23 protein-coding genes and 1 pseudogene are annotated in these 19420 nt (G+C 61.7%); 9 read left to right on the top strand and 15 right to left on the bottom strand.

The genetic code is table 11. The features are described from left to right. The 4 genes from ACU0DV_RS15365 to ACU0DV_RS15350 all read left to right on the top strand — a co-directional run bounded on the left by ACU0DV_RS15365 (position 1) and on the right by ACU0DV_RS15350 (position 2347). Positions 1–1272 (top strand): 2-oxo acid dehydrogenase subunit E2, encoded by a 1272-nt coding sequence (locus ACU0DV_RS15365; protein ID WP_446269934.1) that lies wholly within the window; start codon positions 1–3, stop codon positions 1270–1272. Beyond that, positions 1199–1483: a biotin/lipoyl-containing protein gene (locus tag ACU0DV_RS15360; protein WP_370312713.1), complete on the top strand. Its 285-nt coding sequence runs from the start codon at positions 1199–1201 to the stop codon at positions 1481–1483. The genes ACU0DV_RS15365 and ACU0DV_RS15360 overlap by 74 nt, the downstream gene beginning before the upstream one ends. A gap of 63 nt (positions 1484–1546) precedes the next feature. Next, positions 1547–1975, top strand: a complete 429-nt coding sequence (locus ACU0DV_RS15355; protein WP_446269933.1) for an FAD-dependent oxidoreductase — start codon at positions 1547–1549, stop codon at positions 1973–1975. 135 nt (positions 1976–2110) lie between these two features. Further along, a complete protein-coding gene (locus ACU0DV_RS15350) occupies positions 2111–2347 on the top strand; it encodes a hypothetical protein (protein WP_446269980.1) in 237 nt (78 codons plus the stop codon). Positions 2348–2365: 18 nt separating this feature from the next. Here the strand turns inward: ACU0DV_RS15350 and ACU0DV_RS15345 are convergent, their stop codons facing one another. The 6 genes from ACU0DV_RS15345 to ACU0DV_RS15320 form a co-directional block, all read right to left on the bottom strand. Beyond that, on the bottom strand, positions 2366–2857 hold the full coding sequence (locus ACU0DV_RS15345; RefSeq protein ID WP_446269979.1) for a TRAP transporter large permease subunit: 492 nt from the start codon (positions 2855–2857) through the stop codon (positions 2366–2368). A gap of 506 nt (positions 2858–3363) precedes the next feature. Next, positions 3364–3570 (bottom strand): hypothetical protein, encoded by a 207-nt coding sequence (locus ACU0DV_RS15340; RefSeq protein WP_446269932.1) that lies wholly within the window; start codon positions 3568–3570, stop codon positions 3364–3366. Between the two features lie 110 nt (positions 3571–3680). Then, the gene (locus ACU0DV_RS15335; RefSeq protein WP_446269931.1) at positions 3681–4148 is read right to left on the bottom strand and encodes a hypothetical protein; all 468 of its coding nucleotides are present in this window, start codon (positions 4146–4148) and stop codon (positions 3681–3683) included. Between the two features lie 31 nt (positions 4149–4179). After that, a complete protein-coding gene (locus ACU0DV_RS15330; RefSeq protein WP_446269930.1) occupies positions 4180–4422 on the bottom strand; it encodes a hypothetical protein in 243 nt (80 codons plus the stop codon). Between the two features lie 18 nt (positions 4423–4440). Beyond that, entirely contained in the window at positions 4441–4587 is a 147-nt protein-coding gene (locus ACU0DV_RS15325) for a hypothetical protein (RefSeq protein WP_446269929.1), read from the bottom strand. A gap of 144 nt (positions 4588–4731) precedes the next feature. Further along, the gene (locus tag ACU0DV_RS15320; RefSeq protein WP_446269978.1) at positions 4732–5379 is read right to left on the bottom strand and encodes a sulfatase-like hydrolase/transferase; all 648 of its coding nucleotides are present in this window, start codon (positions 5377–5379) and stop codon (positions 4732–4734) included. On the opposite strand from ACU0DV_RS15320, the gene ACU0DV_RS15315 reads away from it, so the two are divergent. Beyond that, positions 5316–5771 carry a hypothetical protein gene (locus ACU0DV_RS15315; RefSeq protein WP_446269928.1) on the top strand — a complete coding sequence of 152 codons (456 nt, stop codon included), beginning with the start codon at positions 5316–5318 and terminating at the stop codon, positions 5769–5771. The genes ACU0DV_RS15320 and ACU0DV_RS15315 overlap by 64 nt on opposite strands. A gap of 454 nt (positions 5772–6225) precedes the next feature. On the opposite strand, the gene ACU0DV_RS15310 is transcribed toward ACU0DV_RS15315, so the two are convergent. The 6 genes from ACU0DV_RS15310 to ACU0DV_RS15285 form a co-directional block, all read right to left on the bottom strand. After that, on the bottom strand, positions 6226–6387 hold the full coding sequence (locus ACU0DV_RS15310) for a helix-turn-helix domain-containing protein (RefSeq protein WP_446269926.1): 162 nt from the start codon (positions 6385–6387) through the stop codon (positions 6226–6228). Between the two features lie 71 nt (positions 6388–6458). Then, the gene (locus ACU0DV_RS15305; protein ID WP_446269925.1) at positions 6459–7079 is read right to left on the bottom strand and encodes a glutathione S-transferase family protein; all 621 of its coding nucleotides are present in this window, start codon (positions 7077–7079) and stop codon (positions 6459–6461) included. Between the two features lie 21 nt (positions 7080–7100). Continuing rightward, positions 7101–8096, bottom strand: a complete 996-nt coding sequence (locus ACU0DV_RS15300; protein WP_446269924.1) for an NAD(P)H-quinone oxidoreductase — start codon at positions 8094–8096, stop codon at positions 7101–7103. Positions 8097–8119: 23 nt separating this feature from the next. After that, positions 8120–9814 carry an FAD-dependent monooxygenase gene (locus ACU0DV_RS15295; protein WP_446269923.1) on the bottom strand — a complete coding sequence of 565 codons (1695 nt, stop codon included), beginning with the start codon at positions 9812–9814 and terminating at the stop codon, positions 8120–8122. 25 nt (positions 9815–9839) lie between these two features. Continuing rightward, positions 9840–10685: a fumarylacetoacetate hydrolase family protein gene (locus ACU0DV_RS15290; protein ID WP_446269922.1), complete on the bottom strand. Its 846-nt coding sequence runs from the start codon at positions 10683–10685 to the stop codon at positions 9840–9842. A 48-nt stretch (positions 10686–10733) separates the two neighbouring features. After that, complete coding sequence (locus ACU0DV_RS15285) at positions 10734–11711, bottom strand: VOC family protein (RefSeq protein WP_446273555.1); 978 nt, start codon at positions 11709–11711, stop codon at positions 10734–10736. A 313-nt stretch (positions 11712–12024) separates the two neighbouring features. Between ACU0DV_RS15285 and ACU0DV_RS15280 the strand changes: the two genes are divergently transcribed. From ACU0DV_RS15280 to ACU0DV_RS15265, 4 genes and pseudogenes are all read left to right on the top strand, one after another. Next, on the top strand, positions 12025–12885 hold the full coding sequence (locus tag ACU0DV_RS15280; RefSeq protein WP_446269920.1) for a helix-turn-helix domain-containing protein: 861 nt from the start codon (positions 12025–12027) through the stop codon (positions 12883–12885). Positions 12886–12945: 60 nt separating this feature from the next. After that, positions 12946–13533, top strand: coding sequence for a TRAP transporter small permease (locus ACU0DV_RS15275; protein WP_446269919.1), 588 nt, complete (start codon positions 12946–12948; stop codon positions 13531–13533). Continuing rightward, on the top strand, positions 13533–14831 hold the full coding sequence (locus ACU0DV_RS15270; RefSeq protein WP_446269918.1) for a TRAP transporter large permease: 1299 nt from the start codon (positions 13533–13535) through the stop codon (positions 14829–14831). Before ACU0DV_RS15275 ends, ACU0DV_RS15270 begins: the two co-directional genes overlap by 1 nt. A gap of 36 nt (positions 14832–14867) precedes the next feature. Beyond that, a pseudogene (locus ACU0DV_RS15265) lies at positions 14868–15749 on the top strand (3-keto-5-aminohexanoate cleavage protein). Positions 15750–15942: 193 nt separating this feature from the next. Here ACU0DV_RS15265 and ACU0DV_RS15260 read toward each other — a convergent pair. The 3 genes from ACU0DV_RS15260 to ACU0DV_RS15250 all read right to left on the bottom strand — a co-directional run bounded on the left by ACU0DV_RS15260 (position 15943) and on the right by ACU0DV_RS15250 (position 18983). Further along, positions 15943–17079 (bottom strand): sugar-binding domain-containing protein, encoded by a 1137-nt coding sequence (locus ACU0DV_RS15260; RefSeq protein WP_446273554.1) that lies wholly within the window; start codon positions 17077–17079, stop codon positions 15943–15945. Positions 17080–17610: 531 nt separating this feature from the next. Further along, positions 17611–18123, bottom strand: coding sequence for an Lrp/AsnC family transcriptional regulator (locus ACU0DV_RS15255; protein WP_100931347.1), 513 nt, complete (start codon positions 18121–18123; stop codon positions 17611–17613). Continuing rightward, a complete protein-coding gene (locus ACU0DV_RS15250; RefSeq protein WP_446269916.1) occupies positions 18120–18983 on the bottom strand; it encodes a VOC family protein in 864 nt (287 codons plus the stop codon). The genes ACU0DV_RS15255 and ACU0DV_RS15250 overlap by 4 nt, the downstream gene beginning before the upstream one ends. Positions 18984–19420: the final 437 nt, after the last annotated feature.

The raw sequence follows: 19420 nt of genomic DNA, 5'->3' as shown, positions 1-19420 counted from the left end.
ATGAGCAAAGTGATCGAACTGCGCGTCCCCGATATCGGCGATTCCAAGGATGTCGAGATCATCGAAATCCCGGTCGGTCTGGGCGACACCATCCAGACCGACGACACGGTGATCGTTCTTGAGAGTGACAAGGCGACACTGGATGTCCCCGCCGAGCGGGGAGGCAAGATCACCGAACTGAAAGTTTCGGTCGGGGATACGGTCAGCCAGGGTAGCGTGATCGCCCTGATCGAGGTCACGGATGATGCGGCACCGGCCACCCGCGCGCCCGAGCCGGAGAAACCGGCGACTCCCCCGGAGGCAGCCAAAGCCGACCCGGCCCCTGCCGCGGCCCAGCCCGCTGCGCCCGCCGCGGCGGCTACGGATCGTCCGGCCCATGCCTCTCCGTCGATCCGCAAGATGGCACGAGAGCTGGGCGTCACCATCGGCGATGTTCCCGGCACGGGTCCGAAAGGGCGGATCACGCGCGAGGATCTGAACAGGTTCGTCAAACGCGCCATGTCCGGTGCGGGCCCTGCGCCCGCTGCCGGTCCGGGTGTCGGGGGCGACCTGCCGCCTTGGCCCGAAGTCGATTTCGAGGCCTTCGGCCCGGTGGAGCGCGTGCCGCTCAGCCGCATCCGCAAGATCTCGGGCCCCAACCTGGCGCGGAACGCCATGGTCATCCCGCATGTCACCAATTTCGATGAGGCCGATGTCACCGAAACCGAAGCCTTTCGCAAGGCGGCCAATGACGAGGACCCCGAGGCTGCCAAACTGACGATGCTGGCATTTGTGGTCAAAGCCTGCGTGTCGGCGCTCAAGGCCTACCCCGAGTTCAATTCATCGCTCGATGGCGATCATGTGGTGGTCAAGAAATACCACCATATCGGCGTCGCGGCGGACACGCCGGGCGGGCTGGTTGTGCCGGTCATCCGGAATGCCGACACCAAGTCCCTGCGCGAGATCGCGGGCGAGATGAAGGATCTGGCCGGCAAGGCGCGGGCCGGAAAACTCGGCCCGAAGGACATGCAGGGCGCGACCTTCACGATCTCGTCTCTGGGCGGCATCGGCGGGACCAATTTCACGCCGATCATCAACGCGCCCGAGGTGGCGATCCTGGGCCTGACGCGCGCCGCGATCCAGCCGAAATGGGATGGCGCGGCGTTTAAACCCCGGCTGATCGAGCCGTTGAGCCTCAGCTGGGACCACCGCGTCGTCGATGGCGTGGCGGCAGCCAAGTTCCTTGTCCACGTGCGCGACGTCCTGTCGGACTTCCGCCGCATCAGCCTGTGAGGGGAGGACCAGGACGGTTCAGGTCAAGGTCCCGGATACAGGCAACGCAAGCGATGTCACCGTGGCCGAAATCCCGGCTTCGGTCGGCGACCTGGTGGCGGCTGCGGATGACGTCGCACTTCTGGAAAGCGACAAGGCGGTTATGGATATCCCGGCGGGCAAATCGGGACGCATCCTCTCCATCGATGTGGCGGTTGGCGATATGGTTTAGACGGGGCAGAGCCTGATGACATTGGAGCTTTCAGGAGAAAAACCGGCACCGGAATCTACGCCGGTGACCAAACCTGACGTCGTGTCGGAAATCGCAACAGTCTCTGCCGATGGTGTGGCGCAGCTCGTGGTCCTCGGCGGCGGTCTCGGCGGCTACACGGCGGCGTTCCGCGCCGCCGACCTCGGGCTGGACGTGACGCTGATCGACTCGCGTGCCACGCTAGGCGGGGTTTGTCTGAACGTCGGATGCATCCCCTCCAAGGCGCTCTTGCATCTGGCCAAGGTGATTGACGAGGTGAGACACGTAGGCGAGGCCGGTCTGACCTTCGGCGCCCCGCAGGTCGACTTCGACGGTATCCGCGCCTTTCGCGACCGCACGACGGGGCGGCTGATCTCTGGGCTTGCCGGGCTCGCTAAGCGCCGCAAAGTGCGGGTTGTGACAGGGGAAGGGGCCTTCACCGGGCCGAACGAGATAGAGGTGCGTGGCCCCTAGGGCGCCGAGACGATCCGCGTTCAGAACGCCATCATCGCCTGCGCGTCGGAACCAGTGCGCCTGCCGTTCCTGCCCGAAGCTCCCTGGATTCTTGACAGCACCGGCGTGCTCGCGCTGGAGGACATCCCCTAGCGGCTGCTCATCATCGGCGGCGGAATCATCGGCCTGGAGATGGCCGAGGTCGTCCTGGCGAACAAAATGGGTGCATCGGCCGAAGACCTCGCCCTGTCGATCCACCCGCATCCGACGCTGTCCGAAATGGTGGCGTTTTCGGCGGACGCTTATCTGGGGACTATGACGGACGGGCAAGGCGAAAAGCCTCTGGTCGGGAAAGTAAACGGTGCTTTCGGCGTCGCTTCCTTTTTCGCATGAGTTTATCTGTTGTCCGGATCACCCCATAACGCTCGGCCGGCAGAGCGCTACCGGTGGATAGAGAACGATCACCAACAGCCGCGCGATATCCGCGATCCAGAACGGCGCGATGCGGCGAAAGATCTCGGAAAGCGACAGGGTGGGCCGGACACTTTTGAGAACGAACGCATTGATGCCGATTGGGGGTATGACCATCGAAATCTCGGTGACGACGACCACGACAATCCCGAACCAGATCGGGGCGAAACCCAAAAGTTCGACCAGGGGCGCTAATGGCGGCACGGTCAGAAGAATCAAGGCCGGACCGACGAAGACGCAGCCGAGAACAAGATTGATGCCGCGGATGGTCCACATCGCGCTCGTCGGCGCCAGGTTCATGGTCTCGACCCAGTCAAGCAGATTGGCAGGCATCCGCGAGATCTCGATGAAGTTGGAGAATAACTTAGCCGCCAGTGCGACCGCGCTTGCCTCTGTCGGGACGAACACGCCGTAATAGATGTCCCAGATCACGAACAAGAACAACACAATGACGGGCCAGACGTCGCGCAGAGAGCCGAGGCGTTCCTACAAGGGAAATGCCTTGCCCGTGGGTTCGAGCCCCGGACGATGGCAAAGCCGCCGAAGCCAACGATTATCCTGGTCGGGCCCAATGCCACGCCGATAAAGGCCGCAGCGAGACGCAGCGCCAAGCCGAGGAGACCCAGGGTCATAACATGCTGTCCTTCGTGTCGTCTCGCGCAGGGCCGGTGTCCCCGCCAGGGGTCTACGCCGTGATAAGACAGATTTCCGCAGACAGGACAGTCCTGCCGACCATCAGCCAGATCACGGGGTGGAAGGGCAATCGCAGTAAAACCGAGGCGCTGCCCCATTTCTGCACGTACATGGCCTGCCGTGATAGGCAGCAGGCCACGAAGAAAAGAATGCCGGCGCTTGTTAGATGGGCCAGACCGGATTTCAGCGCGTCGACCGTCCCGTTCAAACAGGCTGTCGAACAGCGATACGGCTTCGATCCCGTGTCACCAGCGGAAGTTCCGAGAAAACGAGGATACCCATGCCGAATTGCTGGACTTCGACGGCGCCGGGAACCGCGCATTGAAAAAGTACCGCCCGATCACATCAACGAAGGTGATCACTGATATGCAAAGCAGCGGCGCGGTTACCATCACCTTGAGAACAAGATCCAAGGATGGGGACAGTCGGTAGCCGGTCGTCTCGTGCGCCATGTCACTCTCCGGCGCCGGCAAGTTGTTCGCGGAAGCAGGCAAGCACCTCTTCCAGATCGAGACGCAAATCCGCGACGTGCTTGGCCCAGACGCCTTTCTCGTCAGTGACTTCAGCCGCCAGCGTCGCGGTCTCCTCGGGGGGGCATCTCGAACACCTCGATGCCGCTCGGTTCAAGCGTCGCCCGCACTTCGGTTTCTGCCGCGTCGAGGTTTTCGCCGGCCAGGCGGACGAGGTGCTCGTCGCTGACCTTCTCGATTGTCAGGCGGTCTGCGGTGGGCATGGCGTTCCAGACGCCTTCGTTGATGAAGATGGACACGGTAGAACGAAAGAGACCGACACCGAAAAGGCTGCCGTCTTGCAGCTCCTCGAGCAAACGCAGACTTTGAACGGAAGAGGTCGGCAGAACCGTTGAGTCCACCACCCCGCGTGTGATGACCTCGAAACTATCGACGGCGGGTCGCGACCCGATGACAGCGGCCATGGCATCGGTGACCGCCACGCCGTTCGTGTTCACCCGCATCTTCACCCCTCTTGGCATCGGAGGTCCTTTCCACGGGTTCTTTGTTGTTCCAGACATGGTTTCCAGCCAGAACCCAGAGGGCGATGACCTAGACGCCGTCCATGTTCTCGGCTTCGCGGAAGTACTTCTCCTGGGTCCGCCAGAGCGCGACAGAGAAGGCCGCGGACGTGGTCGGCTCGAATTGCAGCGGAAGCTCTCCGATCAGGGGCGCCAACCATTGCTTCCCGGTGAAGGACGACAGGTTGATCGCCGCGTCGGCGATGCCGGGCCGGATCATGTCAAGCTGCGCGGTTTGAGGCGCCAGCGACGATGCCGTAAAGTCGATGGTCACGCTGCCGTTCGACGCCTCTTAGACCGCCCTGGCCCAAGGCGGTATGCCTGTCCGCATCATCCCGTTCTGGTCGGGCATGTTTCGGTTGAACACCAGCGTGGTCTCGGCCGAAACGGCGAGACTGCTTGCCAGCATCGGCGCCATGGCGGTTGCGGTTTTCTTCATGAACATAGGTTCTCCGCCCGTTTGTCATTTCTAACTCGTTGGCCGGTCCGGGCGTCTGGCGCGCTCAGGCCCGGGATGTCGGCAGCGGCGTTCGATCTGCCAACTCGATCATCCGCAGTGCCAGTTGCTCGGTAAGCGCGTGCCTCACCCCGGCCCGCTGTGGGCCGTCCCACAGATTTCCCGTCTCGCCCGGGTCGTGGGCCGGATGCACCGGCTCGTGGTTGTCGTTGCAAACGACAGGGTCAGGCGCCAGTCGGGCATCACGAGCGACCGCATGACCAGAGCGTTCTTCATACCCAGGATCGGGCTTTGCGACTCTTCCTCGATCAGTCCGTCCGGTTCGGATATTGCCGCGTCGAAAAGGTCCCACCTCTGTGCGCCCGAGAAACGGTCAATACCGTGGGCCGCCAGAATGGTGTGTCCGATATCCAGCGAACTGGCCAGATCCTTGCGAAGCTTGCCCGCCTGATCACGGCAGCGCCGATCCGACCAGATGAACGGCACCCGCGTAACCCCGGCATCGTGGATCCTGAACTTGAGCATCAGCCCGCAGTCGCCAAGGAATTCCCCATGGTCGGAGGTGAAGACAACGATTATGTTGTCGTATTCGCCCGTCGCCTTGAGGTTGTCGATCAAACGGCCGATCTGGTCGTCGAAGAAGGTTATCAAGCCAAGCGTCAAGGCGATGACGGCCCGGGCCCCTGTTCGCTTACGGCGAAGGCAAGCTGATGCGCTCGGTTGGCGGTGCGTTGTGCCAGCTGCACATGCAGCTTTTGTGCTGGCAGCGGCAATCGGTTGGCGAAGTTGTCCGGCAGGGTGATCTTTTCGGGCCGGTACATTCTGAAATAGCGGACGGGAACGACAAACGGATGGAGCGGATCGGGAAAGAAGACCGAGGCGAAGAATGGCTTGCCACCCGGTTCACGCTCGGTGAGCCAAGCACAGGCCCGGTCAGCGATTTAATGCGTCGACCATTGTTTGGACTTGAGGCGAACACAAGCTCTGGGGACGTCATATTCCGGCTTGGGAATTCCGTTCTCGTGCCCACGCACCGCTTCGATGCCGTTGAGTTGCGTGCGCAACCAGGCTTCGCAATCGCCGCCGACGGCGTCGCCGTGGTTGGTGGCCAGATCGACAGGCTCGAACCCATAGTACGGCATCTCGACATGGTGGTCGGGGTCTGACCAGCATGTCGGCATCTCCTGCCGGTAGGCCAATCCTTCGCGGCGGGGCAGGGCGCTTTGAAGGACAGGTCGCAGGGGGACCCGGCCTTGCGGCTGGTGGGCTCTGCAGGTCGGCGGGGTTCCCTGCTGCACGGGCAAGGGCCAGCATGGCGGCCTGTTCAACCGGGGCGCTGAAGGCCAGAAAGGCACGCCCCGGTGCCGTTCGCAGCAGAGGAATCGGGATACCAACCATGCTGCGCGCCAGAGACATCGGGTTCAGCGTGTTCGTCGTCTTCTGGGTCCCCGCGTCGCAAGAGCATACGTCGATCAGCCATGCGATCTCGCCGGCCAGCTGCCAGATGATCGGACCCGCCACATAGCCAAGCCGCGTTCCGGTGACGCCGCGCGCCAAGAGCCAGACGCTGTCGGTCACGCGAAACCGCGAGTCCGTTGCGCTGCCCTCCACGTATTGCAGCTATCCCAGCGTTTCGAGAATTCGAAAGACGAAGCTTCTTGGCAGGCCGAGCGATATCGCCAATGCAGTTGGACGCGCCCCGTCTCTCTTGTTGAGTCCTTCCAGCAACGCAAGGCCGCGTTCAAGAGCACGAATTCCGCTTTCGGTTTTCGGCGCTTTCACGGTCCTGCGTTGCGACCCGCCGGGAGCGTAGAGCGCCAGGGGATGTCCCGTTCCCGAGCACTACTGTCTCTTCAGATGAGCTCTTCCAATCGCATCGCCCTTTGTGCCGCGGGCCGCGCCGACATGCGGTCGAAGTATGCGATCAGGTTCTCGGGCAGGTCGAGCTTCAACCGCGCAACGCCCCAGAACATGGTATAGAACAATGCGGCGTCCGCGATGGCCAAACGGTCGCCCATGATGAAGGGATTGTCGCCCAGTTGGGTGGACAAGAAGCCGGCGGCTTTCGTCACGATGTCCTTGCCGTTGTTTTGCACCCACTCAAGGTCGGCCTCGTTGGGGGTGAATTTCTGTGGCCGCAGAATTCGGGAAAAGCCCTGCATGTGCATCGTGGCGACGATGTAGTCGAGGGTCTCCATGATGCGCAGTTCCTGTTCGAAACTGTCCGGCGCAAAGCGATCCTTGGCATAGGTCTGGCTCAACCAGTGGGCGATCACGCCGAACTCGGTCAACAAGGACCCGTCGGGGCGCAGGATGGCCGGAACCTTGGACTTTGGGTTCACCTTGACATAGGCGTCCTTGAGCTGGTCGCCGTTCTTGATGTGAATGGGAATGCCTTCGTATTCGACGCCGATTTCCTCGATCAGGAAGTGGATCCCGAGCGAACAGGCGCCGGGGGAATAATAGAACTTCACAGGTGACCTCCCTTGTTTGCGTCAGTCGTGGTCGACCTTAAGCATGATTTTTCCGATATGGGCATTCTCTTCCATCATCGCGTGCGCTTTGGCGGCCTCTCGGAGATCGAACGTGGCGGCGATGGTCGGGCGGACCTTGTCGCCCAGCAGCGGCAGCACGTCGCGGCGGATCTGTTCGGCCACGCGGGCTTTGCGATCCAGCGGCAGCGGGCGCAGCAGCGACCCGGTTATGCGCAGCCGCTTGGCCATGATGTCCCGCAGCGGCAGCGCAAGCTTTGCGCCGCCACCGCCGGAAAGATGCGCGATCTGACCGTCAGGGGCCATCATCTGAAGATCCTGTTCCAGATGTGCACCGGCCGAAACGTCGAGCAAGGCTGCAATGCCCTGACTCTCAGTTGCCTCCATCACCTTGCTGGCTAGGTCTTCATCGCGGTATGAAAACGCGTCATGGGCCCCAAAGCCTTTGGCGGCGGCGACCTTCGCTTCTGTTCCGGCGGTTGCGATGACTCGATACCCAAGGGCCGACATCGCCTGAAGTGCGATATGCCCGACGCCGCTGGTGCCGCCATGGATCAGCGCAAACGCGTCTTTGTCTAGCGTCATGAGATGGAAGAAATTCCACCATGTTGTGAAAGCCGCTTCCGGGAAGCCCGCCGCCTCGATCTCGGAAAGCGTATCGGGCGCAGTCAGGACGAGTTGCTGGTTGGCCACCACGTACTGGCCATAGCCGCCCCCTTGGACCAGAGCCATGACGCGCTCTCCGATACGGGCGTTGTCAACACCATCTCCGACGACGGCAATTGTCCCGCAGACCTCGAGGCCAGGAATGGCCGTACCGTCGCTGTGGCGTCCGCTCGACCTTTGATGAACGTCATGCCGGTTGATGCCGGCGGCGCTGACCCGGATCAGCACCTGGCCCGCACCCGGAGCGGTCAACTCGACCGTCCTTGGTTCCAGAACCTCGGGGCCCCCCGCGGCGGTGATGACAATTGCGGTCTGGGACTCAGGTACGTCCATAGTCTTCGGGATCCTCGGTTTGGTCATGCGGAGGCGGTCACGTCGGACCGTGAAACTGCGTGCGCGAGAGCATCGCGCAGGTCGCGCGCATTGCCGGCACATGGCGACCTCCAGGCGACGTGCCCATCCGGCCGGATCAGGACAGCGCCATCCGTCGAGATACCGTAAAGCTGGCACCAGGTCTCGACGTCCGCCTCTACCTCTTTGCCGATCTGGAATGCCTTTAACGGGAGGCCCAAAGCCTCGGCGGCAGTGCTTGCCGTGTCTGACCAGCCCTCTGCATCGGGCCCGGCCAATAGCGTGAATTGGCCGATGTCGAAGAGGTCCAGAAGGGACGTGTCCGGGTTGTCGCCTAGCGTCAGATGCGGCGCACGGTGACCGGGCCGGGCCGTCGGCCGGTATTCGGTGACGGAAAACTCTGGCACCGGCGTGCCGTCCGGAGTGATGAGGTCGGATTCGTATTGGTATCCGAACGTCTGTCCCGGATAGTCGAAATGCGCCCGCTGTTCGGGGATGCCTTCGGCCAGCTTGGCGCGGTTCGCTGCGCCTTCGGGGCCCTCGAGGTTCGCCAAGAGCGCGCTTTCGTTTGCCAGCATCCCCGAGAGGCCCTTCTTGACCATCGCCACGGCATTTCGTGCACTTTGCTCGACGTTGAACCTCGCAACGGGCCGTCGTTCGATATTGTAGGAGTCTAGCAGGCTTGCCGGCGCGACCCCGCGCAGGATGAGGTTGAGTTTCCATGTCAGGTTCTGCACGTCAGCGACCCCGGTGTTCATGCCCTGGCCCCCGGTCGGGGGAAGCGGATGCGCCGCGTCTCCTGCCAGGAACACCCGGCCAGAGGTCATTGTGTCGGCAATACGCGCCTGCATCCGCCAGGGCATCACGTTCTTGATCTCGATCGGAATGGCCGGGTCGCCGATGACTGCGCGCAGAATCTTCAGGCAGCGGTCCGCCGTGAAGTCGTCGCGGGACTCGTTCTCGGAGTATCCGAAGTTATACGTCCAGCGCGTCCGGCCATCGAGCGATATCAGAACGCCAGAGGTGGTCGCATTGTAGATCCAATACAGCAGATACGGGCGCGTCTCGACGAAGTCCCATAGGTCGGCGTGGAAATAGATGCCGATCTGCTGACCGATGGAACGGCCCTCCATCCCGATGCCGACGCGCTCGCGTGAAAAGCTGCGCGGCCCATCGGCAGCGATCACATACTTCGCGTGCGTCCGTCCGGTGTCGCCCGAGGTCGTCTCCCAGCTGAGGGTCACCCCTTTCTCGTCTTGTTCAAGCTCTGTGATCCGATGGCCGAAATTGGTCCGGACGCTGTCGTAGGCTTCCGCGTGTTCGCGCAGAACAGGCTCAAGCACGTCCTGAGGGCAGGATCTCTTGAAGACCGGGCTTTGCGACCGTTCGATGCGCGCCCACTCGGGATTGCCGCGCGTTTCGATGACGCCGATCTGATCGCCGGCCAGACTGGTGACGAACCCGATACCGGCATGCCGCTCCAAAGGCAGAGAGACAGCATCCACGTCGGCGGCCACGCCGATCGAGCGCAGGATCTCCATTGTCCGCGTGTTGACGACATGGCCGCGCGGGTGGAACGACGTCGTGTCGTTCCGTTCGTACAGCGCGCAAGAGATCCCAAGGTGGCCCAGCATGTTTGCCGCGCTCAGCCCGACTGGGCCGCCGCCGATGATGGCGACGTCGGTGTGTACCTCAAGCATGGGTCCGCTCCTGACTTTTTTGGTTCTAGGTTTCGTCGGTGATCGGGTTCGACAGCGTGCCGATCCCGTCGATCTCCACTTCGATCACGTCGCCCGGCTTCATGAAGACTTTGGGATCGCGGAAGTTTCCGACGCCGCTTGGGGTGCCTGTTGCGATGATATCGCCCGGCGCAAGGTCGATGATCGTCGAGACGTAAGAGATCAGGTCGGGAATACCGAAAGCGAGATCGCCGACCGATGTATCCTGCATGACCTCACCGTTCAGCCGGGTGACCATCCGGGGCTTCGTGGGGTCGCCCAATTCGTCCGGCGTCACGAGACACGGGCCCATGGACCCGGAGCGCCAGAAGTTCTTGCCGCCCCAGAACTGGGTCGTGTGCCGCTGAAAGTCCCGGATCGACCCGTCATTGAAGCAGGTGTAGCCCGCGACGTGGTCAAGGGCGTTGTCCTTGGCGATATGGCGTCCGGCCGTGCCGATGACGACAGCCAATTCGCCTTCGAAGTCGAAATGATGCGACGCCTTCGGCCGTACCAGCGCCTCGCCATGGCCGACGACGGAGGATGGGTAGCGCGTGAAGATCGACGGGTATTCGGGACGGTCGCGACCGGTTTCCTTGATGTGCCCGAGGTAGTTGAGGCCGATGCAGATGATCTTGTCGGGATTGGGAACCGTCGGCAGCATCGTCACGTCGGAAACCGCCGAAGTCTGGCCCTCCGCCGCTGCCAGGTCCTTGATCGCGTCGCCTGCGATCAGCGCCCGCAGGTCCGGGTATTGCGCGCGAAGTGCTGTGCCTGCATCGACGATGGTATCGCCCTCAAGGCGTCCGTATGACTTGGTGCCGTCCGGAAGGACGTAGGAAGCTATCTTCAAGAGTTGGTCTCCTCGATCAATGAAGGGTGCCTTGCGTGTGGAAAGCCATCATTCGCTGTGAACGACACGATCCAGCCAGGCGCAGTTCGGTTGTGGGTCAGGTGCACGGAAGCCCGTACGGGCCGTCTGGTGACGCATCTCGCGCATCTTGAGCCGAAGCGCGTCGTCTAGGGGAAGATAAACGCGTTCGTGGCCCCAGGTGGACGGCCCCTCTGTCGTTTCAAACGGCTGCCACGTGGCCGGATCGACGATCTGCGCGCCCCATCCGTATTCGACAAAGAACCTGGACGGCGTCTGGCTGTAGAAGCTCATCATGTGGTCGTTGGAGTGCCGGCCGAGCGTGTACGCCACGCCTTCGCGGACCTGCGCGATATCGTAGCCTTGTCCGACATCGTCCAGCGACAGCAGTTCGACCATGAAGTGATGGACGCCCTTGCGGCCCGATCCGACCATGGCAAAGCTGTGATGCCGTCCGTTCACGTGGAAGAAGTAGAGAGGGTAGGGCGTCAGGCCGTAATCGGTGACCTTGAAGCCCAGAATGTCACGATAGAAATGCAGGATGCCCTCTACGTCTGCGACGTGAAGGACAGCGTGGCCCATACCGAGTGAACCGGTCTTGAAACCGGATATCGGACGCCCGGAAAGAAACGGCTCGCTGGCGATTTCAGGGCCGCAGAACGCTTCCAGGCGGTTGCCATCGGGATCGTAGAAAGAGATCAGCCTGGCGACGTGACGCTGGTCTGCCAGAGACGTGCCGTGCCAGGTGACCTGCACCCCGTTGTCCTCAAGCCGTGAGGCCAGGACGTCGAGATCTTCGGGCGTGTCCACCTCCCACCCCATGAAGGCCAGGTCTTCTTCGCCTTCGCCGGTGACGATCAGCCGTTGCTTTCTGTCGTCCATACGGAACAGCCCGGCGTTACCGCCCGCGTCGACCTTTTGCATTCCCAGCAGATTGGTCGCGAAGTCGTCCCAGTCGTTCAGTTTCTTCGAGTTGATCCCGATATAGCCGAGTGATGTGATCGACATGAGCATGGTCCTCTCAGGCTAGTGTCTGGGCCGCGGCCGGATGGTCCATCGCTGTGCGCGTGACCGATAAGGCCCGGTCAGGCGACCGATCTACCTTTCCCCAGAGCATTAGCGGCGTGCGGTTCCGCCTGCTTGCGGAAACTCAATTCTGTTCGTCTGTCGAACATTTCGCAGAATCTTGTCTCGGATTTCTTTCAGTCCGGTATGTCAGAAGATGGGACGGTGCGGCTGGGAATCCGGGATTTTCTCTTTCTGTCCGGCTTCTTGGGTACGGCCCCTTCATTCAGCCCGACAGTTTCCTTTGACTCTTATTTTGACAGCATACACACTAATTGGATCAACTTCGAAAATGCCGCGGGGAGGGAAGGCCATTTCCGATTCATCGATCAGAGCTCTGGAGCGGGGTGTCGCGGTCCTTCAGGCTGTTAACCGGCTTCATGGAGCAAAGCCGGGCGACATCGCCGAATACACGGGCATACCTCGCCCATCCGTCTATCGGCTGCTGAAGACGCTGGCAGAGATGGGAATGGTGTCAAAAGACCATTTCTCCAATCGCTGGCGTCCGACGAGGCATGTCAAATCGCTGAGCTCAGGCTTCCGGGAAGAGGACTGGGTTTGTCAGGTTGCGGTTCCCCACATGATCCAACTGGGCCGCGATGTCCTTTGGCCGCTCGATCTGATGACGCTGCGCGGCTACCACATGGAAGTTCGTGAATCGACGCATCAGATCAGCCCTTATTCCGTTCAACACGGTATGGTCGGAAAGCAGGTTCCCCTTATCGAGACGGCAAGCGGCCGCGTTCTTTTGGCAAACATGGCGGACCCAGACCGGCAGGCCTTGTTGAACTTGTTCTCGGAAGCGACCGGGCAGAAGCCGCCTTTCATAACCAGGGATGGCGTTCTCGAAACGCTTCTCGCGAAAGTGCGGAAACTGGGTGTCGGCATACGTTCCGCCGATTTCACTCCTGAGACAGGCAGCATCTCGGCGCCGATCTGGTACGAAGACCGGGTTTTCGCCTGCCTGACGCTCATCTGGTCCACCAGCTCGCTGTCGCTGGAAAAGAGCCTGCTTCTGTATCGCGAAAAGCTGCTGCAGACGGCTGACGCCATCTCGCGCGATCTAGTCGGAAACCTGACCTCGGCAGAAATCGCCCAGTTCCGCGAGGCCAGCTGATCGCCTGCGCGGTGTTCGGGCCGCGAACAGTTTTGAGATGTTGGCTGAGGCAAAGCTCTGTTGGAGATAGAGCTTTCCGAACTGAGCCTCAGGGGAGGAATGGCTTTGGCACGTTTGGACCGCATCCTGCGGAGAGGCGCCCGTTGGCTGGCCCTTTTGGGCTTTGTCGGCTTGCTGGCGCTGGCCGTGATGATGACTGTGGACGCGATCTTGCGGACGTTCTTCTCTGCCCCACTTCATGGGGTCAACGATGTCAGCGCCGTCGTCATGGCCGTTGTCATCGCAAGCTGTATCCCTGCCAACCTTTCGAACCGAAAGAACATTTCCGTGGAGGTTCTGGGAGCCGTTCTGGGGGTTCGGGTGAACGACCTGTTGAGGCTGTTTTCCAGCCTGGTGATCTTCGGCGTTGTCTTCCTGATGGCCTGGCAGTTCGTTCCGTTCGTCAAGGGTATGTATTCCAGCGGACGGCGGACATGGGTTCTGGCCTGGCCACTCTGGCCCTGGTGGAGCGTCGCCACCGTTTTTCTCTACTACGCCGCCATCATCCAGGCCTCGAACGTCATCAAAGACATCATTGCCGTATTCAGGAACTTCGGCCGCCGTGCCGTCGGTACTGACCCGGTGACTTCCGACAAAGGTGCTCGTTAATGGATCCGGCAACGATTGCCCTGCTGGGCCTCATTTGCATGTTCGCCCTGATCGCGCTTCACGTGCCGATCGGGATTGCAATGGCCGTGGTCGGTGTCGGCGGCTTTGCCTCGATGACCGGCTGGGGACCCGCGGTCAAGCTGCTGGCCTCCGAACCGGCGGCCACGATGGCAAACCTCGACCTGGCTGTGATCCCGCTGTTCATGTTGATGGGAAGTCTCGCGGCGGCCGGCGGCCTCGCCAAGGACATTTTCGAGACGGCCGAGGCCCTGGTGGGTCATCGCCCCGGCGGGCTGGCCGCAACGACCATCGTCGCAAGCGCAGGTTTCGGGGCCGTGTGCGGGTCTTCGGTTGCGACCACGGCGACCTTCGGAAAGGTCGCACTGCCCGAAATGATCGCACGTGGCTATGCCAAGGGCAGCTCAGCCGGGGCCGTCGCTGCGGGCGGCACGCTCGGGATCATCGTTCCGCCGTCGAGCATCATGGTTCTCTACGGTGTTCTGACCGAGGAATCCGTTCTGAAGCTGTTTACCGCCGCAATCCTGCCGGCGTTGTTGTCGGTGGTGCTGTATCTGGCGGCGATCTGGGTGGTCGCCTGGCGGAACCCCGAGGCGATGCCGGGCTCTGCGGAACTGCCGTTCCGGGTCCGTATCTTTGCGATAGGTCGTTCCTGGGGGGCCATCACCCTGGCGGTCATCGTTTTGGGCGGCATCTATTCCGGGGTCTTCACGGTGAATGAGGCCGCCGCCGTCGGTGTCGTCTTTTCCTTCCTCTTTGCCCTGGGCCGCGGCAAGCTGAACAAGGACACCTTCCTGTCGGTTCTGTCCGACGCCAGCGTCGCCACTGTCATGATCTACGTGATCGTCTTTGGCGCGATGATCTTCTCATATTTCATCAGCCTCAGCGGTGTCAGCAGCGAGATGATGGGCGCCATCGAAAGCCTCGGCCTTCCGCCGCTTGGGGTCATCTTCGTCTTGGTCGTCATCTACCTGATCCTGGGCGCCTTTTTCGACGAAGTGGCCGCCGTCGTCGTGACTTTGCCCTTCGTGCTGCCGATCATCCTGTCGCTGGGCTATGATCCGGTGTGGTGGGGCATCCTGAACGTGGCGCTGATCGGCGTGGGCATGCTGACTCCGCCTATCGGGATCAACGTCATGCTTCTGAACGCGATGCGCGCGGACATTCCGTTGACTGCGATCTACCGGGGCATAATGGCGTTCTTTCTCGCCGATTGCATACGGATACTCATCCTCGTCCTGTTCCCGCAGGTCACGCTGTGGCTGCCGTCGGTCATGTAGACAAATGGTCTGCGCGGAACCTGGTTTGAAACAAGGATGCCCTCGGAAGGAAACGTCATGACCCCGGTCTTCCTGACCTGCGCCCTTGTCGGAAACTTCTCGACCAGGCAGCAGAACGAGAACCCGCCGATCACTCCGGAGGAACTGGCGACCCAGGCGCTGGAGGCTGCAAAGGCCGGGGCGGCAATTGTCCATGTTCACGTGCGCGACCGAGCTGCCGTCGATGGACGTCGCCCTTTATCGGGAAGTGGTCGACAGGATCCGGCAGGACAACGACGATCTCATCATCAATCTGACCACGGGCAACGGCGGTCGCTTCGATCCGTCTCCGGACAATCCGGTCGTGCCGGGGCCGAAGACCAACCTGCTTACTCCGGATGCGCGGGTCGAACATATCCTTGAACTGAAACCGGACATTGCGACGTTGGACCTGAATACCATGGTTTTCGGTGGTGAGGTGGTCATCAATACACTGCCGTCGATCCGCAGGATGGCGGACCTGATCCAAAGCGTGGGCGTGCGGCCGGAGATCGAATTGTTCGACAGCGGGATATTTCCATACTCAACCAGCTCATGACGGAGGACACGTTCGACCATCCGCCGCTCTGCTCGATTGTCACCGGGGTCAAGCACGGGTTTGTTCCGCTGCCCGAAACCTTGATCTACGCCCGAAATCTCTTGCCCAGGTCGGCGATCTGGACAGGCTTCGGAACCGGCGCACAGGCATTTCCGATGGTCGCCCAATCGGCGATGCTGGGTGGACATGTACGGATAGGCATGGAGGATGCCGTCTGGCTCAGGAAGGGGGAAAAGGCATCGTCAAATGCTGCCATGGTCCGGAAAGCAGCACGCATACTCGAAGACCTGGGCTATCCCTTGATGTCGCCCGCCGAATCCCGAGTGGCGATCGGACTGTAAGCGCTGACCTGTGTCTCTTTGGGTCGCCCCGAGCAGATCATGTGCGAAAGGCTTTGCGGCTGCCTGCAGCTGCACGTTCCGCGCCAGATCCGTCAGCCGAGAGTGGTCACATCGTATCAAGTCCATTTCCGGCAAAATGCGCCGGACTTTGAGCCCGGACGGGCAGGGGCCCATTTGCGGTCCGCATGAGAAATCACCCGGCGCGCTCGCGCGTCAGCTCCTCTGCACGTGCGGTGTCAATAACAACGTGGTCGACGTAGCCCCCATGCAGCGCCGCGCGTGTCGCCTCGAGTTTGGGCCGGCCGGGCACCACGAGCAGACCCTCCATCACGCGCAGGATTGTCTGATCGGCGCCAATCATGCGCCGGTCGAGATCGCCGAGAACCGGGGCGTCCTCCGTGTCGATGAAGCGTCCGGCGATGATGCCCACAGCGCCTTTCGCGCGATAGTCCGATATGTCCGCCTCTGTCGCGAGGTTGAACTGAACCACATGAGTGTCGAAGGTGCAGGGGCTGAGCGAGTGGATCGCCTTGTTGCAATCCAGAAGACGGTCGAGCTGTTGCGCTATGATCGGCTCGGCCCGAAGCTGTGCGGCCAGCCCGACATCGCTGCACACTGCCGGTGCGTTGAGGTGGATGCACTGGGCCGAAAGCCGCCGCGCGATCTGGGTGGTGCAGCTCTCGCAGGTCGGCAGCAGCGGGTTCGCCAGATAGCCGATCAGCTGACGCACGACCAGCCACTGCACCGGCCACCATGGCACCTGTTCCGAGACGAAGGAAACGGTCTGCCCCCAGTTGACCGCCAGCGTATCGCCGGGAGCCGCAAAATCCAGAAGGAACTGCGCCGCTGCCTCGCAGACCTGGTAGGTTGTCTCAAGCGCGCTTTGCAGGCCGTAGGTTTCGCACAGCGCATCCGCCAGATCGTTCACACGGAAATGCACACCTGCGATCTTCACGCCCACGATCTGACGCTCCCGCGCCAGCCGCAGGTAGGTAATGACCGTTGGACGCGACAGGTTCAATCGCTTGGCGATCTCGGCTTGGTTGATCTTGCGCCCAAACAGTGCCAGCCGCGCGCCTTGCCGCTCTGATTGCCGGATTAGTTCGAACGTGTCGCGGTGCATGGACCCCGCGCCGCCCAGAACATCAACCACCATCGTCGGTTCGTGCGCGGCAAGGGCCGCCATGTGATCGGGGCCGTTGTAGGCGACCTTCAGGAACTCGGGCCGCTCGCTCGGGGTGAGGCTGGCCAGCAGGCGGATGATGCAATCGCAGACGAAGGCGCCGGTCTGTTCCGGCGCGACGGCGCCGGGCAGGTTGGGGTTGAACACTTGTAGAAAGTGCCTCACCGCGGCCGTGCGCGCCTCGCGCCGGAACGCCGCGTAGCTTTCCAGCGCGCGGGCGTCGGCCTCGGCTTCATCGTTGAAGGTGATAAGGTCTTAGAGATCGCCCCCACTTCTCGCAGGCCGCGGGAATCCCACGAAGGACCCACTAAGAGTGATAAGTGCGCGGCGCCACCGGGCAAAGTGCCGAGAGCGCCCATATAGCCTCGCTCCGGCAGCAATCTTTGACAAAAGGACAATTCTAACGGCTGCCGCAGAGTTTTATGCGGCAGCCGTCGGTCTTGGGCCTCTCATGTGGCCTGGAGGAAGGATAGCGGTGGCCCGTTCAGGGCATGTCTGGCAGCGCTGCGGTCTACAGTGAAGCCGCGCAACTGCGCTGCAGTGCGTTCTCCGGCCGCCAGCGTCATCTGCGGCCTGCCAGATGTGAGACACGCGTCTTTGCCTGAGGCCGATAGCACCGTGGATAAGCAGGGCAAGGTCGACCGGGCAGCACAAAAGGTTCCTGACCACAAGAACCGTTCACAGGTACTTGGTCGGGACGGCCGTCGTGAACTTCATTTCTTCCATGGAGATCATGCCATTGACCATGGTGAAATCCAGCTTGTCGACCATTCGTTTGTAGACCGCGTCATAGGCGGTCACGTCGGGGACCACGACCTTCAGAATATAGTCGACTGTGCCGGTCAGGCGGTAGGCCTCGATGATTTCGGGGATCTCGTCGATCAGGGTCCGGAAGCGGTCTATCCAGTCCTTTTCGTGGCGCGGCGTGCTGATGCCGATGAAGACCGTCATCGGCACCTTGGCCATGGCGTGATCGACAATGGCCACGCGCTTGGAGATCAGACCCGCTTCCTCCATGCGCTTGATCCGCCGCCAGCACGGGGTCGGCGTCAAACCGACGGCTTCGGCAATGACACTGATCGGCACGTCGCTGTTGACCTGTATCATGTCGAGGATCTTGCGGTCGAGTGCGTCGAACGTGATCTGGTCAGACGGCTTCGCGGGGGTGCGTGTCGTCTTCGGCTGGGTCATCGCGCGATGAACTCGACAATTGTGCCTGCGGCATGGGCCGGGCCCACTGCCGTGCCTTGATCAGTCTTGATCCACGGGATTCCGGCAGCATCCAGCACTTCACGCGCCGTGTCCCCGTCGTGCACTTTCACCTGCAGGACGTCGAACGCTCCGTCGGGGAGGGCATCGACATCCAGTCCGCGGTATTTTTCCGCCAGTACATCCGGTGTTAGGAGTGTCAGGTGGGCAGAGTTCTCGCCGGTGAGCACGACGACGCCATCGCCAGCGGTCGTCACCTGACCATTCGCCCAAAGCCGGGCAAAGCGTTCGGCATCCTCTTGCGGTGTGTCGCTCTTTGCGACGACGCCGGCGAGCCCGCAGGCGGTGTTGGCGTGGTCGAGCAGCTCCGGTAGCCAAACGGCGTCCGGGGTCCGGTGCTGGCACATGAAGACGGTGCCGCGGGGCACCTCTTCGGGGGCGAAATGGAGGATTGAGAACGCCGCAACCCCCGTGCTGCCGCCGGGCAAATCGACCGGCCGTTCGAAGTCGTTGAGGCCGACCGTAGCGATGCCCATTGCGTCAAGGGCGGCCTTGGCATCCCGTGCGTCCTTGATGCGACAGGCGATGGCGTGCAGACCCTCGCCGCTTTCGCGGAGCTTTTCCTGCAGCCGCACATTGCCGGGTGTTTCACGCAGCAAGCCAAGGAGCTCATAGTAATCGTCCGGAAACATGATGGTGTAGTTGGCCGATCCCTTTTCCTCGGAATGCAGGCCGCGCGGGGACAGCGTGAAGCCAAGCGCCCGGAACGTGTCGGCGGCGGCGTCCAGATTCGAGACCAGGCTGAAGCAATGGTCGATACCGAGACTGGGATGGGACATCATGTGCACTCCTTACACCAATAGGACGTTCAACGGCCGACCCGGGCAACAGTTCTGGGTTTCCAAACCCTTGAGCCGACCAACGATTCGTTGCGTTCACGATAGCCAATAGAGGCATCCGAGCAAATGAAATCTATGAATGTTGGATTTTGAGGCATGGCTATCTAATTATGCCGGTATGTGTGGTTAAATCTTGACAGTAATGGCGCAGATTGCGCAAGCTGGATGCGGTATCGGCCGTTTGGCCGCAAGACAACTTGATCCTCGGGGAGTGGACGCATGAAGAAATTCTCAGGACTGAAGTGCACAGTGGCCTTTGGCTGCGCCTGGCTCGGCCTTGGCGCCGGCGTTGCGCTGGCGCAGGATGAGGAGCCGAAGCGCGGCGGCACGCTGGTCGTACACATGGCCAGCGAACAGCGCACGCTGAACCCGGCGCTGCG

Source organism: Sagittula sp., from assembly GCF_052825245.1.
Note: the sequence above shows the minus strand (reverse complement) of the source record. Positions and strands in the feature narration are given on the sequence as shown.

Bases quoted from the DNA above. Each gene is read 5' to 3' on its own strand.
- ACU0DV_RS15365 (WP_446269934.1), top strand. From the start codon at position 1: ATGAGCAAAGTGATCGAACTGCGCGTCCCCGATATCGGCGATTCCAAG.
- ACU0DV_RS15360 (WP_370312713.1), top strand. From the start codon at position 1,199: ATGGCGTGGCGGCAGCCAAGTTCCTTGTCCACGTGCGCGACGTCCTGT.
- ACU0DV_RS15340 (WP_446269932.1), bottom strand. From the start codon at position 3,570: ATGGCGCACGAGACGACCGGCTACCGACTGTCCCCATCCTTGGATCTT.
- ACU0DV_RS15335 (WP_446269931.1), bottom strand. From the start codon at position 4,148: ATGTCTGGAACAACAAAGAACCCGTGGAAAGGACCTCCGATGCCAAGA.
- ACU0DV_RS15325 (WP_446269929.1), bottom strand. From the start codon at position 4,587: ATGAAGAAAACCGCAACCGCCATGGCGCCGATGCTGGCAAGCAGTCTC.
- ACU0DV_RS15315 (WP_446269928.1), top strand. From the start codon at position 5,316: ATGCGCTCGGTTGGCGGTGCGTTGTGCCAGCTGCACATGCAGCTTTTG.
- ACU0DV_RS15300 (WP_446269924.1), bottom strand. From the start codon at position 8,096: ATGGACGTACCTGAGTCCCAGACCGCAATTGTCATCACCGCCGCGGGG.
- ACU0DV_RS15295 (WP_446269923.1), bottom strand. From the start codon at position 9,814: ATGCTTGAGGTACACACCGACGTCGCCATCATCGGCGGCGGCCCAGTC.
- ACU0DV_RS15285 (WP_446273555.1), bottom strand. From the start codon at position 11,711: ATGTCGATCACATCACTCGGCTATATCGGGATCAACTCGAAGAAACTG.
- ACU0DV_RS15270 (WP_446269918.1), top strand. From the start codon at position 13,533: ATGGATCCGGCAACGATTGCCCTGCTGGGCCTCATTTGCATGTTCGCC.
- ACU0DV_RS15255 (WP_100931347.1), bottom strand. From the start codon at position 18,123: ATGACCCAGCCGAAGACGACACGCACCCCCGCGAAGCCGTCTGACCAG.
- ACU0DV_RS15250 (WP_446269916.1), bottom strand. From the start codon at position 18,983: ATGATGTCCCATCCCAGTCTCGGTATCGACCATTGCTTCAGCCTGGTC.